15 protein-coding genes and 1 tRNA gene are annotated in these 15,064 nt (G+C 38.5%); 9 read left to right on the top strand and 7 right to left on the bottom strand.

Features of this window, described 5'->3' with window-relative positions; genetic code table 11:
• Positions 1-60: 60 nt before the first annotated feature.
• Both SB717_RS05335 and SB717_RS05330 read right to left on the bottom strand, forming a co-directional pair.
• Positions 61-540, bottom strand: a complete 480-nt coding sequence (locus SB717_RS05335) for a GNAT family N-acetyltransferase (protein WP_410903393.1) — start codon at positions 538-540, stop codon at positions 61-63.
• Positions 541-709: 169 nt separating this feature from the next.
• Complete coding sequence (locus SB717_RS05330; RefSeq protein WP_014461544.1) at positions 710-1,555, bottom strand: MurR/RpiR family transcriptional regulator; 846 nt, start codon at positions 1,553-1,555, stop codon at positions 710-712.
• A 150-nt stretch (positions 1,556-1,705) separates the two neighbouring features.
• Here SB717_RS05330 and gnd point away from each other — a divergent pair, with 150 nt between their 5' ends.
• The 5 genes from gnd (at position 1,706) to SB717_RS05305 (ending at position 8,335) form a co-directional block, all read left to right on the top strand.
• Positions 1,706-2,605 (top strand): phosphogluconate dehydrogenase (NAD(+)-dependent, decarboxylating), encoded by a 900-nt coding sequence (gene gnd / locus SB717_RS05325; RefSeq protein WP_074679203.1) that lies wholly within the window; start codon positions 1,706-1,708, stop codon positions 2,603-2,605.
• 17 nt (positions 2,606-2,622) lie between these two features.
• Entirely contained in the window at positions 2,623-4,164 is a 1,542-nt protein-coding gene (gene gntK, locus SB717_RS05320; protein ID WP_074679201.1) for a gluconokinase, read from the top strand.
• A gap of 279 nt (positions 4,165-4,443) precedes the next feature.
• Positions 4,444-5,970, top strand: coding sequence for an NCS1 family nucleobase:cation symporter-1 (locus SB717_RS05315; RefSeq protein ID WP_028412331.1), 1,527 nt, complete (start codon positions 4,444-4,446; stop codon positions 5,968-5,970).
• Positions 5,971-6,240: 270 nt separating this feature from the next.
• A complete protein-coding gene (locus SB717_RS05310) occupies positions 6,241-7,569 on the top strand; it encodes a GntT/GntP/DsdX family permease (protein ID WP_013081793.1) in 1,329 nt (442 codons plus the stop codon).
• 154 nt (positions 7,570-7,723) lie between these two features.
• Positions 7,724-8,335: a DUF1349 domain-containing protein gene (locus SB717_RS05305; RefSeq protein WP_028407502.1), complete on the top strand. Its 612-nt coding sequence runs from the start codon at positions 7,724-7,726 to the stop codon at positions 8,333-8,335.
• 38 nt (positions 8,336-8,373) lie between these two features.
• On the opposite strand, the gene SB717_RS05300 is transcribed toward SB717_RS05305, so the two are convergent.
• Positions 8,374-8,994, bottom strand: a complete 621-nt coding sequence (locus tag SB717_RS05300) for a YitT family protein (RefSeq protein ID WP_410903392.1) — start codon at positions 8,992-8,994, stop codon at positions 8,374-8,376.
• A 172-nt stretch (positions 8,995-9,166) separates the two neighbouring features.
• On the opposite strand from SB717_RS05300, the gene SB717_RS05295 reads away from it, so the two are divergent.
• Positions 9,167-9,616, top strand: coding sequence for an Lrp/AsnC family transcriptional regulator (locus tag SB717_RS05295; RefSeq protein WP_182006625.1), 450 nt, complete (start codon positions 9,167-9,169; stop codon positions 9,614-9,616).
• A gap of 28 nt (positions 9,617-9,644) precedes the next feature.
• Here the strand turns inward: SB717_RS05295 and SB717_RS05290 are convergent, their stop codons facing one another.
• The 3 genes from SB717_RS05290 to SB717_RS05280 all read right to left on the bottom strand — a co-directional run bounded on the left by SB717_RS05290 (position 9,645) and on the right by SB717_RS05280 (position 11,042).
• Positions 9,645-10,400 (bottom strand): arylamine N-acetyltransferase family protein, encoded by a 756-nt coding sequence (locus SB717_RS05290; RefSeq protein ID WP_098620770.1) that lies wholly within the window; start codon positions 10,398-10,400, stop codon positions 9,645-9,647.
• A gap of 20 nt (positions 10,401-10,420) precedes the next feature.
• Complete coding sequence (locus SB717_RS05285; protein ID WP_410903391.1) at positions 10,421-10,774, bottom strand: DsbA family oxidoreductase; 354 nt, start codon at positions 10,772-10,774, stop codon at positions 10,421-10,423.
• 79 nt (positions 10,775-10,853) lie between these two features.
• A complete protein-coding gene (locus SB717_RS05280) occupies positions 10,854-11,042 on the bottom strand; it encodes a DsbA family protein (protein ID WP_410903390.1) in 189 nt (62 codons plus the stop codon).
• A 130-nt stretch (positions 11,043-11,172) separates the two neighbouring features.
• Between SB717_RS05280 and SB717_RS05275 the strand changes: the two genes are divergently transcribed.
• The 3 genes from SB717_RS05275 to SB717_RS05265 all read left to right on the top strand — a co-directional run bounded on the left by SB717_RS05275 (position 11,173) and on the right by SB717_RS05265 (position 13,552).
• Positions 11,173-11,244 (top strand) — tRNA-Val (locus SB717_RS05275).
• Between the two features lie 168 nt (positions 11,245-11,412).
• Positions 11,413-12,858, top strand: a complete 1,446-nt coding sequence (locus tag SB717_RS05270) for a DEAD/DEAH box helicase (protein ID WP_074679193.1) — start codon at positions 11,413-11,415, stop codon at positions 12,856-12,858.
• Between the two features lie 64 nt (positions 12,859-12,922).
• Entirely contained in the window at positions 12,923-13,552 is a 630-nt protein-coding gene (locus tag SB717_RS05265) for a copper homeostasis protein CutC (RefSeq protein WP_182006622.1), read from the top strand.
• A 32-nt stretch (positions 13,553-13,584) separates the two neighbouring features.
• Here the strand turns inward: SB717_RS05265 and SB717_RS05260 are convergent, their stop codons facing one another.
• A complete protein-coding gene (locus SB717_RS05260; RefSeq protein WP_410903389.1) occupies positions 13,585-14,976 on the bottom strand; it encodes an amino acid permease in 1,392 nt (463 codons plus the stop codon).
• Positions 14,977-15,064: the final 88 nt, after the last annotated feature.

The following is a 15,064-nucleotide window of genomic DNA, read 5'->3' as shown; positions in this document are numbered from 1 at the left end:
TTGAATAACGGAGGCTAGGCACGTATCTCCTACGTGCCTAGCCTCCGTTAATGGAACGATTTATGGCTTTAGTGAAGTAGTCATAAGATAGCTTAAGTTTTCCAGCCCAAGACTTTCATAAAAAGCACGTGCTTTTTCGTTAAATGCCCATACGGTAAGCTGGAGGTCACTTGCTCCTTTTTGTACAGCCCACTGTTTCGTAGCAGAAAAAAGACCTTTTCCTACCCCGTAATTTTGAAAGCCTTTTTTTACACCAAAATATTGGATGTATGCTGTGTAGGAAAGAGGAGCTAATGTGGTGGGAGGGTTATATTTTAATTCAACAACAGACGCTCCAATAATTTGATTTCGATATTGAGCTACAAGAATATCGATGGTTGCATAATAAAGAGTAGCTTGATATTGTTCCGGAGATAAAACGGCCATTTGGTTATCAAACATAGAAGGAAGCGCATTTGCGTGGAGTTCTAGTGATTCCCCTAATATTTTATTTACTTCTGTATAATCATCTAGTTTTGCAGTGCGATAGATAATATCCATACACACTTCACCTACTTTTTAAAAGTTGTGCTTTATCATATGTAGCAACTTAGAAAATGTTAAATGAGAATGAAAACCTAAAAAATTTAAGTGAAGAACCGCACTAAACAGAGCATATATTTTATGCTCTGTTTGATGTTGTAGTTGAAGAATATATAAGGGCGAAACATTAAATTCTAGTTTCAGCAATAGCATCGCGTACTTTTTCAAGCGAGTGTTTAGAGGTGTCTTTATTCGCAATCATTACATTAACATACAAAGCATCAATGAGGCTTAGCTGTCCAATTCTCGAGGCGAGAGCTTCAGATCGATATTCGGTTTCTTCTGAGCTTGTATAAAGAGAAACATCCACATTTTGACTTAATGGAGATTTAGGAAAACCCGTGATTCCGATTGTTTTGGCACCGTTCGCTTTTGCTGTATTTAAAATGTTCATCGTGTCTTTATTTGTTCCAGAATGAGAAATCACTACCGCTACGTCTTGTTTCGTCAATTGAGAAGCGGACATAAGCTGGAAGTGAGAATCGATAAATGCAAACGTTTTAATTCCTGTTCGCACAAATTTATGAAAAGCATCCATAGCCACAACTGAAGAGCCTCCCGTGCCATAAAATTGAACTTTATCAGCCTTCATCAGAAGTTTGACGGCTTTTTCAATAGCATTGCCCTCTAGTATTTGTAATGTATTCTCAAGTGTTCGCACGTTGGAGCGAAAGATTTTTTCAGCGATCGTTTTTTCATTGTCCGTTTCAGCAATTTCCTCGTGAATCTGCTGAATAGGCGTCATAATTTCAGCAGCCAGCGCTATTTTCATCGCTTGATAGCCCTTGAAGCCAATGCGTTTACAAAAGCGAAAGACCGTTGCATCAGCTACATTTAAATCGTCTGCTACTTCGTTAATGGTACTGTGAATAATTTGTTCCGGCTGTTCTAAAATATAATTTGCAATTTTTTTCTCTTTTTCACTGAATCTAGCATAGTGAGAACGAATTTTCCCTAAGCAATTTTGCGTCATAACTGATGTTCCTTTCCACGAATTTAGTAGTAAAAAGAGTATAGCACAAAAATATGCACGAAAAAAATTTTCTTGTAAACGATTGCAAAATGAAAAATAATTCGTATAATGGAGGTAATGTGAAATTTTTTTTCAAAGGGAGTTTGTAAAATGAAAATTGGATTAATCGGTTTAGGAAAAATGGGATATAATTTATCATTAAATTTAATGGACAACCATCATGAAGTTGTAGCTTATGATGTGAATAAAGAAGCGGTAGAAAGACTTTCAAATGAAGGAGCAGCTGGTGCCTTTACTATTGAAGAGTTAGTCAACGAACTGCCGGCTTCACCTAAAGTTGTATGGGTTATGGTTCCGGCTGGAGAAGTAACGGAAAATGTTATTACAGAACTAAAAGACCTTCTGTCAGAAGGAGATATTGTAATAGATGGAGGAAACTCTAATTATAAAGAATCTGTTCGACGTGCTAACGATCTTCAGGAAAAAGGTATTTACTTCTTTGATGTAGGGACAAGCGGCGGAATGGAAGGCGCAAGAAACGGAGCGTGTACAATGATCGGCGGAGATGCAGAAGCATTCCGTACAATTGAACCAATTTTTAATGATATTTGCGTAGAAAATGGATTTATGTACGCAGGTAAAAGCGGAAGCGGTCACTTTTTAAAAATGGTTCATAATGGTGTAGAATATGGAATGATGCAATCCATTGCTGAAGGATTTGAAGTTCTGGAAAAAAGTCAGTTTGATTTCGACTATGAAGCCGTAGCGCGCGTTTGGAATAACGGATCTGTTGTTCGCTCTTGGTTAATGGAACTAACGGAAAATGCATTTTCAAAAGATCCTAAACTAGATAGTATTAAAGGAGTCATGCAGTCTTCTGGTGAAGGGAAATGGACGGTAGAGACTGCCCTTGATCTTCAAACGGCAACTCCTGTTATTGCTTTATCGCTAATGATGCGCTATCGTTCATTAGAGGAAGATACATTTACAGGAAAAGTTGTAGCAGCACTTCGAAATGAATTCGGCGGTCACGGTGTTGTAAATAAGTAAAGTAGGGGGACAGCAGCATGAGCAAAAAATATGCAATAGGTGTAGATATCGGAACAACGAGTACAAAGTCTGTATTGTTTTCAGTAGACGGTACAGTTATTGCTAACCATGGGATTGAGTATCCACTATACTCGCCTACGCCCGCGATGGCTGAGCAAGATCCTGAAGAAATTTTTCAAGCAGTTGTACGTACCATTCAAACGGTTGTAAAAACAAGCGATGTAAAACCTGAGGATATTTTATGCGTTTCATTCAGCTCAGCTATGCACAGTGTTATTGCCGTTGATCAGCAGGGAAAGCCGCTGACAAAATGTATTACGTGGGCAGATAATAGAAGTGCAGAATGGACGGAAAAAATTAAAAATGAATACAATGGCCATGAGATTTATTTACGTACGGGCACGCCTATTCATCCTATGTCGCCGCTTTCCAAGCTAACATGGCTTTCTAATGAACAGCCTGAATTAGTGAAGGGAACACATAAGTTTATTTCAATTAAAGAATATGTATTCTTTAAGTTGTTTAACGAATATGTGATCGACTATTCGATTGCATCAGCAACAGGTTTGTTTAATCTGAAAAATCTTGCGTGGGATGAAGAAGCACTAAAAGTAGCAGGTGTTACAACCGATCAGTTATCTACTCCTGTTTCAACCATGCATCAGTTAAAAGGGTTAAACCCAGAGCTTGCAGTTGAGATGCATTTACTTCCGGATACGCCCTTTATTGTAGGTGCAAGTGACGGTGTATTATCAAACTTAGGCGTAAATGCAATTGAACCAGGCGTTGTTGCGGTGACAATCGGGACAAGCGGAGCGATTCGAGCAGTCACTGACAAGCCAGTAGTGGATCCTAAAGGTCGTATTTTCTGTTATGCGTTGACAGAAGACCACTGGGTAATTGGCGGACCTGTAAATAACGGAGGCATGATTTTCAGATGGGCTCGCGATCAGTTTGGAGCGTCGGAAGTGGAAACAGCTAAACGTCTTGGAAAAGATCCGTATGAAGTATTAACGGATATTGCGGCTTTAGTGAAACCGGGAGCAGACGGCTTATTGTTTCATCCATACCTTTCAGGAGAGCGTGCGCCGCTTTGGGATGCAAATGCTAAAGGCTCATTTTTTGGCCTAGGTTTGCATCATAAAAAAGAACATATGATTCGTGCCGTACTAGAAGGCGTTATTTTTAACTTATATACGGTGTTATTGGCACTAGAAGAGTTAATTGGAGAGCCTACAAAAATTCAGGCAACAGGCGGATTTGCACGTTCTGCACTTTGGCGTCAAATGATGGCAGATATCTTTAACCAGGAAGTATCCGTGCCGGAAAGTTTTGAAAGTTCATGTTTAGGAGCAGTTATCCTTGGCTTATATAGCCTTGGCGAAGTCGACTCATTAAACGTTGTTTCCGATATGGTTGGAGCGACTAATCATCATTATCCAATCAAAGAAAACAGTGAAGTATATAAAGAGTTAACGGCTATCTATATTCGTTTGGCTCGCTTATTTAAAGAAGAATACGAAAGCATTACGGCTTTTCAAAAAAAATACGTACATTAAGTTCAAAGATCATCGCTTGAAGCTTTCAGGCGATGATCTTTTTGTGTGTTAGGTTATCTAACAACCAAAAGAGTTAACACTACACAATATATAAAAGTTCCCTCAAATAATGTTACAATTTGTCCAGTGTATCCCTGTTTCGCATTAAATATAATAAGGGATAACGTTAGTATTTATCACATACTAGAAGGAATCGTCACAAACGCCTTTATATTTCAGAAAATTCAAATAAAATTTGTTTTTTGAAATGAACTTATTTTATGAAAAGGGGTTTTATGGATGAAAACACAAATCGAGCAAGATGGAATTGTGACACTCACAGATGAGACGCACAATCAGCTGAGCGGCAGCGATCTTTGGAATGAAGATTTACGTCCTACTACGATGAAAGAACATTCTTGGAAAGGAGTTAACTTTGCCACGCTTTGGATTGGGATGTGTCTGTGTATTCCAGCTTACACAATGGCAAGCGGAATGATGACGCTTGGAATGAACTGGTGGCAAGCAATTGGGACAATCTTTTTAGGAAATGTAATTGTTCTTATTCCTATTTTGCTTAATTCTCACGCTGGAACCAAGTTTGGCATTCCTTATCCAGTATTTGCCCGCCTGTGGTTTGGAGATAAAGGAGCACATATCCCAGCACTGGCTAGGGCCATTGTGGCTGCTGGGTGGTTTGGAATTAATACATGGATTGGAACGGAAGCAATTGATACACTGCTAAGCGCTTCGTTTTCATCTTGGAATGGTTTAGCTGGTCATACAGCCATTGTATTTGCTCTCTTTTGGCTTTTAAATGTAGGAGTGGCATATAAAGGACCGCAAGCAATTAAAGTATTAGGAGCGATTGCTGCTCCGGTTATTGGTATTTCAGCTATTATTCTTTTTATATGGGCTTATACAAACTCAGGAGGGTGGGGCCCCATTTTATCTACGCCTTCTAAATTTACATCCACCGGAGAATTTCTAGCTGTATTTTTCCCTGCTTTAACCGGAGTCATTGCATTTTGGGCGACGCTCGCTTTGAACATTCCGGATTTTTGTCGATATGCTAGAAGTCAGAAATCCCAAATGGTTGCGCAAACCTTCTCTTTGCCGTTGACGATGAGTATTTTTTCATTTATTGGAATTGCTGTTACCTCGGCAACAATCGTTATATTCGGAGAAGCTATTTGGGATCCAGTGGCGTTAGTAGCTAAATTCCCTCCGTTTATTATTTTCTTAGGAACAATCGTTATCGTCCTTTCTTCTTTAACGATTAATGTGGGAGCAAATATTGTGGCGCCGGCCCGTGCAATTGAGAATCTGAATCCAAAGAAAATAACGTTTGCCATGGGGGCCCTGGTTACCGGTATCTTTGCTATTTTGCTTCAGCCATGGTACATCATGTCTAATTTCGGGAACTATATTTTCGGCTGGCTTGGCACATATGGAGCGCTGCTTGGTCCTATAGACGGCATCGCCATTGCTGACTACTGGCTTGTAAGAAGGAGACAGATGGCATTAAAGGATCTATACGAGGTAAACGGTCGCTATAGTTATTCAACAGGTTTTAATAAAAACGGTATTTATGCATTAGTAATTGGCGTAGCCATACCCGTTTTAGGTTTACTAATTCCTGGACTGCGCTTTTTGTGGGATAATGCCTGGACGTTTGGTCTATTCATTTCTATCATCGCTTACACGTATCTCATGAGAGGAGATAAAAGTGTATTAGCGCCGGGGGAATATGAAGAAATAACGTTAAAAACAAGCGAAAAACCGATTATCGACAGTCAAACGGCTGATCCAACCATCACCAAATAAATAAGATGAATCCAATCATTAACATGATTGGATTTTTTTATGTGTTAAAACTGTATGGAAGAAAATTGATAAAATTTTTTTGAGTTTTTTTATTGATTTAAGAATTTTTTTTTCATATAATTTAAGTAATAAAAAAATGAAATCGTTTTCTAAATTAACTAATGTAAACGATTTCGATAATTGAAACTTATTTTTTAAAAAATTCACAGGATGTAGAGCTTTTTTGCTGCATAGAGAAAGCGTTTACTTAAAGGGAAGGTGGAAAGCAAGATGGATGCATACTTATTAGCTATTACAGTTGCCGCAATTGTTATTGTTATTGTAGGTGTTTCAGTTTTTAAATGGCATGCGTTTATTAGTTTAACGGTTGCGAGTTTGTTTTTGGCAATTGCTTCTGGGTTATCAATGGATAAAATTGTTGGCGCTTACGAAACGGGAGTGGGCGGTGTTTTAGGCCACTTAGTAGGAATTTTAGCGCTGGGAACAATTTTAGGTAAGCTGATGGCCGATTCAGGTGCCGGCATGCAGGTAGCGGATTATTTCGTAAGAATATTCGGTGTGAAAAGACTGCCATGGGCGATGCTAGTAGCAGGTTTCATTATTGGTATTCCTGTTTTCTTCGAAGTAGGAATTTTAATTCTACTGCCTTTAGTTATTTCCATTCATAAAACAACAAAACAAAATATATTATTGATTGCTCTGCCGGTTATTGCGGGATTATCAATTGTTCACGGTCTCGTTCCTCCTCATCCAGGAGCGATGGCAGCTATTAGTATTTACGGAGCAAATACGGGGAAAGTGCTTTTATATGCATTAATCATTTCAATTCCAGCTGCAGTTATCGCTGGACCAGTTTTTGCAAAATGGGTTCACAAACGAGTGATTCCAGAAGGAGAGCCAGATTTAATTCGTATTACGACAACATCAAAAGATCTTCCTGGTACAGGCGTTTCATTCTTCGTCATTTTACTGCCCGTTCTATTAATGGTCTTAGCAGCTATAGCACCTGTTATTAACGGATTGCCAAGCGGCGTAGTGAAGTTTGTAGAATTAATAGGAAGTCCATTAATTGCACTTTTAATTGCTTGTTTTGCAGCGTTTTACTTGCTTGGAAAACGTCAAGGTATGACAAAAGATGTGATTAAAAAACTAACGGAAGAATGTTTGCTTCCTGTAGGATCTATTGTCTTAATTATTGGTGCAGGGGGCGGCTTCAAACAAGTATTAATCGATAGCGGAGTAGGTACCACGATTGGTCAAATGTCTGAACATCTATCTCTATCACCACTTGTACTTGCATTTTTAATTGCTGGATTAATCCGTATTGCTACAGGTTCAGCGACAGTGGCATTAACAACAGCCGCTGGTATTGTCTCACCAATCATTGAGCATATGTCCGGTGTTAACTTAGAACTGCTTGTTATCGTTACGGGTGCGGGTTCACTAATGTTCTCTCACGTTAATGATGCTGGCTTCTGGATGGTGAAAGAGTATTTAGGATTAACAGTGAAAGAAACGTTCAAAACATGGACCGTTCTGGAAACGCTTCTATCCTTTATTGCTTTTGCAGGGGCACTTATTCTAAATGCATTAATTTAAAAATAAGACTCTTTTACTCTATGTAAAAGAGTCTTATTTTTTTATGAAAGAAAAGAATTTATAAGAAAAATAATCAAAATATTTTATTTATTCGTTAAATTATGGCAAAATAGAAATAGAAGAATAATAGCTTCTAAGAAGGGAATGACAGAGAGTGAGTAATCAACTAGTATTTTTCACAAACTTTTCAGAAGGAAAATTAGATTCAGACGTTTCTTGGTATTGTCCACCAGCTCAATTTCAAATTGATACAGAAACGAATCGATTAGTGATTAAAACAGACGCTAAAACGGATTTTTGGCAGCGTACTCATTATGGCTTTGAAGCGGACAATGGACACTTTCTTTACCGTGAAGTAGAAGGCGACTTTGAAATCATGACAAAGGTGCATACATATCCAGTTAATCGCTACGATCAAGCAGGGCTCATGATTCGTGTATCAAAAGATACGTGGATCAAAACGTCAGTTGAATACAATCCCGATGGTCCTAACCAATTAGGAGCAGTCGTAACCAACCAAGGCTTCTCAGATTGGTCCAGCCAAAATTTTACTCAAAACAAATCAGCGCTTTATTTTAAAATTCAGCGCAAAAACGATGATTACACCGTTTGTTATTCAAGTGATGGAGATTCCTGGACTCAGCTCCGACTCGCTCACTTATTGAACTCAACCAAAGAACCTGTTCAAGTCGGTATTTATGCTTGTAGTCCTCAAGGAGAAGGGTATGAAGCCCAATTTGATTTTATAAAAGTAGAAAAAATGTAAATAAAAACCACGATTTAGCCACTGCTAAATCGTGGTTTTTATTTAGAAAGCGCATTATCTAAAGGCTGTGTGGCAGAAGCGGATGTCGGTTGATTGTGTAAAGCAATTTTTTGCTTGAAGTAGCTGATGACAAAACCTGTAATCGCAATGGATATAACAGAGAAAATTCCTTTTGAAAGTCCAATTGAATACATGCTCGACAGCACGACAAGAAAATCAAATGAAAAATTTACTTTTCCAGGATCCCAGCCGAATTTTCGCTGTGCGAATAATGCTAGAATATTAGCACCGCCGAGAGAAGCTCCGTTCATAAATAAAAGGGATAAGCCAAGGCCGGCAATTAGTCCGCCGGTAACAGCACCCATCAGGCTAGGAAGTGTAAAAGCAGGAAGCAAGTGATCGAGTGAAGTGAGAAGCGATAGCAAAGACACTGATCCTATAGTTGTGGCGGTAAATTTCCATCCCATTTGAAAGAAGGAAAAGAGATAAAAAGGAATATTAATGAGAAAAAAGATCACCGCAAAAGACAAGGGAAGGGCATATGACAAGCTGAGAGACAGACCAGCTGTTCCCCCCGTCACTACGTGAGAGTGCCGCAAGATAAGAACACCAATACTTGCAATCGTACATCCAAGAATAATCCATAAAACTTTTTGCATAAATAAACCCCTTTGTTTGTTTTTTCGGAATTTTCATTTTCAATTATCTACTTTAATGATAGGATATTAAATAAAGAAAACACATGTATAAATGAAGGAAATAATACTTGTTCTGTTATCAACTTGAATAAAGATTTTATTTATTATATTCATTTTGAAAGGAAAGGTTTGGATGGATCAAATCGATGCACAACTATTGTCTATTTTGCAAAGAGACGGACGTATGACGATTAGTGATTTATCAAAAAAGCTGGCTCTTAGCCGTCCAAGCGTATCAGAAAGACTGCAGCGTCTTCAGGAACGAGGAGTGATCCAGCGTTTCAGCGCTACGGTGTCTCCGAAAGCTTTAGGAAGAGATACACAGCTGTTTATTCAAGTAAGCGAATTAAAAAGAAAGCCAGAGGAATTTGAAGACTTTATTGAGCAAAATGAAGACGTGCTTGAATGTCATCGCGTAACGGGGCCGGTTTCTTACTTTATCAAAGCAGCCGTGTCTGGAATGGATGGACTTAGAATGCTCGTGGATGAACTGATTCCTTATGGAAATGTGAATACCTCAATTATTTTAAAGTCTCCTGTAGAAAACAGGATGATTACCCCTATAAAAAAACCGGCCCCATAAGAGGCCGGTTTTTTTGTGTAAGGACATATTAATAAAATCCTTTAATAATATAAAAATGATTTTGTAAAATATCAGGTATTTCTTCTTCTGAAACGTTCCTTTTCGTCTTTTTTCCGCCATCTGTTACAGTTAGCGTTTCACCAGAGAGGGTAATGCGCCCTGTAGGTGTTGCGATAGTAACAAGACGATTGTGTACAAACGGAGAATCAGCTGACGTTTGATTGAACTCACACATAGGAGTAAAGTCAGTCAGTTTCTTAGGAAGCGTAGACACACGGTAGAGTGTTTTCCATACATCATCTTCCCATCGCTGCAGATCATACATATGCTCAGCAACGCTTGTCATACGATAAGAGCCGCTTACATCTTTCACTACTTCGCCACTTAGAGGTATTGGTTTGCGAACAGAATCTCCAAATCCAACGTCCACGATATAAGACTGATTTTCAATCGTCACGAGGTTTGTAGCGTGACTCCCTTCAATTGTCCACGTTCCGTCGGGTTTTTTGACGGTAGCTGAAACGTAAGAGACTTCATATCCGCTTTCTTTTAACAGCCAGCCAAATAGGCCGTTTAATTCATAGCAAAATCCTCCGCGCAAATTTACAATTACTTTTTGAAAAATCCGTTCTAAATCAATGATAATAGGGGTTTGAGACAAAACGTCTAAGTTCTCAAAAGGAACATGAAGCATGTGCTTGTTCTGTAAAGCAGCTAAGTTTTCATACGTTGGGCTATCCGGTTTCTTAGCTAAAAAACGACTAAAATAATAATTAATATTCATCCAATGCACCTCTTAGTAAATCATTTCTCTCTGTCTTCAAGCTTAGCAGAATGTTCATGCAACAGCGCTTTTTCGACTGTTTCTTTGGAAGCAAACCGTTGCAGTATGCGGATGCCAATTTTTAAAGTTGGTACTTTCGTGACATGAGCATCTTCATACGCATGAACTAAGCTATCTTTATGAACTTGTTCGAACGTCCGGTCTTTTAAGATACGTGTAAATATTTCTTTATCTAAATGCAAAGAATCAGCGATTTCTGCTAAGACTTCAATCTGGCTAATGTCTTTTTCATCTTCCCAATAAGCTTTAAAAACAGCATCTACATAAGCACTTTCTTGACCATGTTTTTTAGCAAAATGAAAGCCTTCACGCACTAAATGAGTGCGCGGGACTGCGGGACTGCAGGCATGTCCGGCATCTTCATTTCTACGTGTAGCTGCTGTGCTAAGGGAGCTATCGATTCCAAGGTCTCTCTAAAAAATCTTCTACTTGCTCCATCTGTTGAGCTGGCTCAGGACAAAGTTCAAAAGGTTTCCATTCAATCTCAGCTTTTTGTTCTTTACTGACTTCTCTTAAAGGCTTAGTGGCTAGAAAACATAGTGGACAGAGAAAATCAAAATAAAATTCAACATGCGCTTTCATCCCGTCACGCTCCTTTATAGCATATTTTTATTTTATCAAAAGTAAAGACGGTTCTTCCAACTTGGGAACTGTGGAAAAATAGTTGACAAAATTGGATAACTCTTTCTATAATATAGTCAATACATATCACGAGCGATTAGTTCAGTGGGAGAATACATCCTTGACAGGGATGGGGTCGGGGGTTCGAATCCCTCATCGCTCATACCAAAGCCGTTTTCTTATTAATAAGAGAGCGGCTTTTCTCTTTTGTTTGACAAATCAATGCTATATTAAATCTTGAGCGCGTATAGAAGAATTAAAGTATAATGAAACATAGTGCATCAGGTCATGATAAAGATAATCACTAATTTAAAATAAATGAGGGTACAAAATGAATCAAAGAAGTTTTAGTCAATATGGTCTTAGTGACAAGGTAGCTAAGGCGCTTTCTAGTCTGCAATACAATCATCCTACGGAAGTACAAAGCAAGGTGCTTCCCATCGCGCTAGAAGAAAGAGATGTTGTCGTGAAGTCTCAAACAGGAAGTGGAAAAACGGCTTCCTTTGGCATTCCACTGTGTGAATTAGTTAATTGGGAAGAAAATAAGCCCCAAGCCTTAGTGTTAACACCTACACGAGAGCTGGCTGCACAGGTAAAAGAAGATATTACCAATATCGGCCGTTTTAAGCGAATTAAAGCAGCAGCTGTTTACGGAAAATCACCGTTTGCCAAGCAAAAAGTAGAATTAAAGCAAAAAACACATATTGTTGTAGGTACGCCTGGGCGAGTGCTTGATCATATAGAAAAAGAAACGCTTGCATTAGAGAAAATTCGTTATTTGGTTATTGATGAAGCAGATGAAATGCTAAATATGGGTTTTATTGACCAAGTAGAAGCAATTATTCAACATCTTCCTAGTGAACGTGTAACGATGCTTTTCTCCGCTACGCTTCCTGAAGATATTGAAGAGCTGTCTCGCAAATATATGAAGAAGCCGGTTGATGTTGAAATTAAAGCGAACGGATTAACAACAAGCACGATTGACCATTCTGTTATAACAGTAGAAAATGAACGTAAATTTGAACTGCTGAAAGACGTAACTACAGTAGAAAATCCGGACAGCTGCATCATTTTTTGCCGCACGCAAGAGCAGGTAAATACGCTGTTAGACGATTTAGATGATCTTGGATATCCTTGTGATAAAATTCACGGGGCAATGGTGCAAGAAGACCGTTTTGAGGTTATGAATGATTTCAAGAAAGGTAAATTTCGCTATTTAGTGGCGACAGATGTAGCTGCGAGAGGCATTGATATTGATAATATCACACACGTTATTAACTACGACCTTCCGTTAGAAAAAGAAAGCTACGTTCATCGTACAGGAAGAACGGGACGTGCCGGTAAAAACGGGAAAGCGATCACATTTGTAACGCCTTATGAAGAGAGAATGCTATCGGAAATTGAAGAATATATCGGTTTTTCAATTCCAACATCTCCCCCTCCTTCTAAAGAAGAAGTACAGCAGGCAGCATCCGCTTTTACTGAAAAAATCAATGAGCGTCCAGAAGTTAAAAAGGATAAAAGCGAGTCATTAAATAAAGACATTATGAAGCTGTATTTTAACGGAGGAAAGAAAAAGAAAATTAGAGCGGTTGATTTTGTGGGAACAATTGCGAAGTTAGACGGAGTAACCGCAGACGATATTGGAATTATTACGATTCAAGAAAATGTCTCTTATGTAGAGATTTTGAATGGAAAAGGTCCAAAAGTGTTACAAGCAATGAAAAACAAAACGATTAAAGGAAAGAAACTAAAAGTTCATAAAGCAATTAAATAGCAGAAGGAAGTCCATCTTTTTAAAGATGGGCTTTATTTATACAGCCAATAAAGGAGTTGAAAATATGAAGTACATAAAAGAAGCGTGTGTAGAAGGGTATGAGCAGGCAAAAAAAGCCGAAAAGCTAGGAGCAGACCGCATTGAATTATGTGACAATCTCAGTCAAGGAGGCACTACGCCAAGTTACGGCACCATTCAATATGCAAGCGAACATCTTGATACAGATATCAACGTGATTATTCGTCCAAGAATTGGTGATTTTGTATATTCCGAAGCAGAATATCAAATTATGAAAAAAGACGTTAAAACATGTAAAGACCTTGGAGTGAACGGAGTAGTATTCGGCATTTTAACAGAAGAAGCTGAAATCGATTACGGACGCACTAAAGAGTTAATAGCAGAAGCTCGTCCTTTAAGCATTACATTTCATATGGCATTTGATGAGACTAAAGATAAATACAAAGCCATTGATATACTTAGTGAATTGGGAGCAGACCGTATTTTGACAAAAGGAGGGAAAGGATCTGCTTTGCAAAATCTGCATATGCTCCGAGAATTGATCACATATGCTAATGAACGTATTATTATTTTGCCCGGCGGAGGAATTCATGAAGGCAACGCAGAGCGGGTTATGAAAGAAACAAAAGCAGCTGAATTACACGGAACAAAAATTGTAGGAGATTTATCTCGTTAAATAAAAAAGCTGTTCCAAAAGGAACAGCTTTTTTATTTTGATGTATTTTCTTTTGCTGCTAAGCCGCTCGTCATTTTGGTACGCTGAAAGAAAAAAGAACCTACGACGAGTACAGCAATTAAAAGAGTTAAGAAGAACTGAGAACGTAATGAATCAATAAATGCCATGGCTATAAAAATACCAGTGATGGCAAGGATTGTAGCGTAAGTTAAGTAAGGAAATAACCACATTTTAATTTTTAATGCTTCGGGATTTTCTTTTTCATATTTTTTTCTCATTTTAATCTGTGAAAATGCAATAACAAGATATACAAGAAGCGCTACGCCGCCTGATGCATTCACTAAAAACAAAAAGATTTTGTCTGGTGAAATGTAGTTAAAGATAACGCTAACGTACGAGATAACTGTACATGCTAATATCGCACTAACCGGCACGCCTTTTTTGTTTAATTTTGAAAAGCTTTTTGGCGCATCGCCGTTTTGAGACATGGAAAACAGCATGCGAGAACTTGTATACAGGCCAGAATTCAGACAGGAAAGAACGGCTGTTAAAATGATAAAGTTCATAATTTGAGCTGCGGCCGGTACATTCACTAATTCAAGAATAGATACAAATGGGCTTTTCATTAGGCTTGACGAATTCCATGGAAGAACCGTTACTAAAATAAAGATAGATCCTAAATAGAAAAATAAGATGCGATAAATAACGGTATTGGTCGCGATAGTAATGGCTTTTTCAGGCTGAGACGATTCACCTGCTGCGGTTGCGACAATTTCTGTTCCCATAAAGGAGAACATGACAAGGGCAATTCCTAAAAATACAGAGCTAATTCCATTCGGTAAAAAGCCGCCTTTGTGCAAAAGGTTGGAAGTGCCGGGAGAATCAATTCCTGGAATGAATCCACAAATAATAGCTATACCTAAAAGTAAAAAAAGAACGATACTGACGACTTTAATGAGGGAAAACCAATATTCAAATTCTCCGAAAGATTTAACAGAGTACAGATTGGTCATCGTTAATAAAAAAGTAAGAGCCAAGCTTACTCCCCAAGACGGCAAAGACGGGAACCAGTATTGAATAATATTTGCACCTGCAATGGCTTCAACAGCAATAACGATAACCCAGAAAAACCAATAGAGCCAGCCAATGGTGTAGCCGGCCCAAGGGCCTAATGCTTCTTTTGCATAAGTGGAAAAAGAACCGCTGGAAGGATTTGCAGTAGACATTTCGCCAAGCATTCGCATGACTAAAATAACGAGCAAACCAGCAAATGCGTACGAAAAAATAGATCCCGGTCCGGCGGTGTTAATGAGTGATCCGCTTCCGATAAACAATCCAGCCCCGATAATTCCTCCAAGAGAAATCATGGTGATATGCCGGATCTTTAACTCTTTTTTTAACTGTGGCTGTGGATGGCTGTTCATTTGTAACCTCCTATATAACCTGAATTTTTAGTTAATATGGAGAATTATAGTATGTTGTAAGACGTATGGACAGGATGTTGTTAGAGGT

Origin of the sequence: Priestia sp. SIMBA_032 (assembly GCF_046535215.1) — a bacterium.
Classification (GTDB): Bacteria; Bacillota; Bacilli; order Bacillales; family Bacillaceae_H; genus Priestia; species Priestia aryabhattai.
This window is presented reverse-complemented; position numbering and strand designations above follow the sequence as displayed.

What these genes read in the sequence shown, in the direction of transcription:
- SB717_RS05335 (WP_410903393.1), bottom strand. Translation starts at nt 540, where the DNA reads ATGGATATTATCTATCGCACTGCAAAACTAGATGATTATACAGAAGTA.
- SB717_RS05330 (WP_014461544.1), bottom strand. Translation starts at nt 1,555, where the DNA reads ATGACGCAAAATTGCTTAGGGAAAATTCGTTCTCACTATGCTAGATTC.
- gnd (WP_074679203.1), top strand. Translation starts at nt 1,706, where the DNA reads ATGAAAATTGGATTAATCGGTTTAGGAAAAATGGGATATAATTTATCA.
- gntK (WP_074679201.1), top strand. Translation starts at nt 2,623, where the DNA reads ATGAGCAAAAAATATGCAATAGGTGTAGATATCGGAACAACGAGTACA.
- SB717_RS05315 (WP_028412331.1), top strand. Translation starts at nt 4,444, where the DNA reads ATGAAAACACAAATCGAGCAAGATGGAATTGTGACACTCACAGATGAG.
- SB717_RS05310 (WP_013081793.1), top strand. Translation starts at nt 6,241, where the DNA reads ATGGATGCATACTTATTAGCTATTACAGTTGCCGCAATTGTTATTGTT.
- SB717_RS05300 (WP_410903392.1), bottom strand. Translation starts at nt 8,994, where the DNA reads ATGCAAAAAGTTTTATGGATTATTCTTGGATGTACGATTGCAAGTATT.
- SB717_RS05295 (WP_182006625.1), top strand. Translation starts at nt 9,167, where the DNA reads ATGGATCAAATCGATGCACAACTATTGTCTATTTTGCAAAGAGACGGA.
- SB717_RS05290 (WP_098620770.1), bottom strand. Translation starts at nt 10,400, where the DNA reads ATGAATATTAATTATTATTTTAGTCGTTTTTTAGCTAAGAAACCGGAT.
- SB717_RS05280 (WP_410903390.1), bottom strand. Translation starts at nt 11,042, where the DNA reads ATGAAAGCGCATGTTGAATTTTATTTTGATTTTCTCTGTCCACTATGT.
- SB717_RS05270 (WP_074679193.1), top strand. Translation starts at nt 11,413, where the DNA reads ATGAATCAAAGAAGTTTTAGTCAATATGGTCTTAGTGACAAGGTAGCT.
- SB717_RS05265 (WP_182006622.1), top strand. Translation starts at nt 12,923, where the DNA reads ATGAAGTACATAAAAGAAGCGTGTGTAGAAGGGTATGAGCAGGCAAAA.
- SB717_RS05260 (WP_410903389.1), bottom strand. Translation starts at nt 14,976, where the DNA reads ATGAACAGCCATCCACAGCCACAGTTAAAAAAAGAGTTAAAGATCCGG.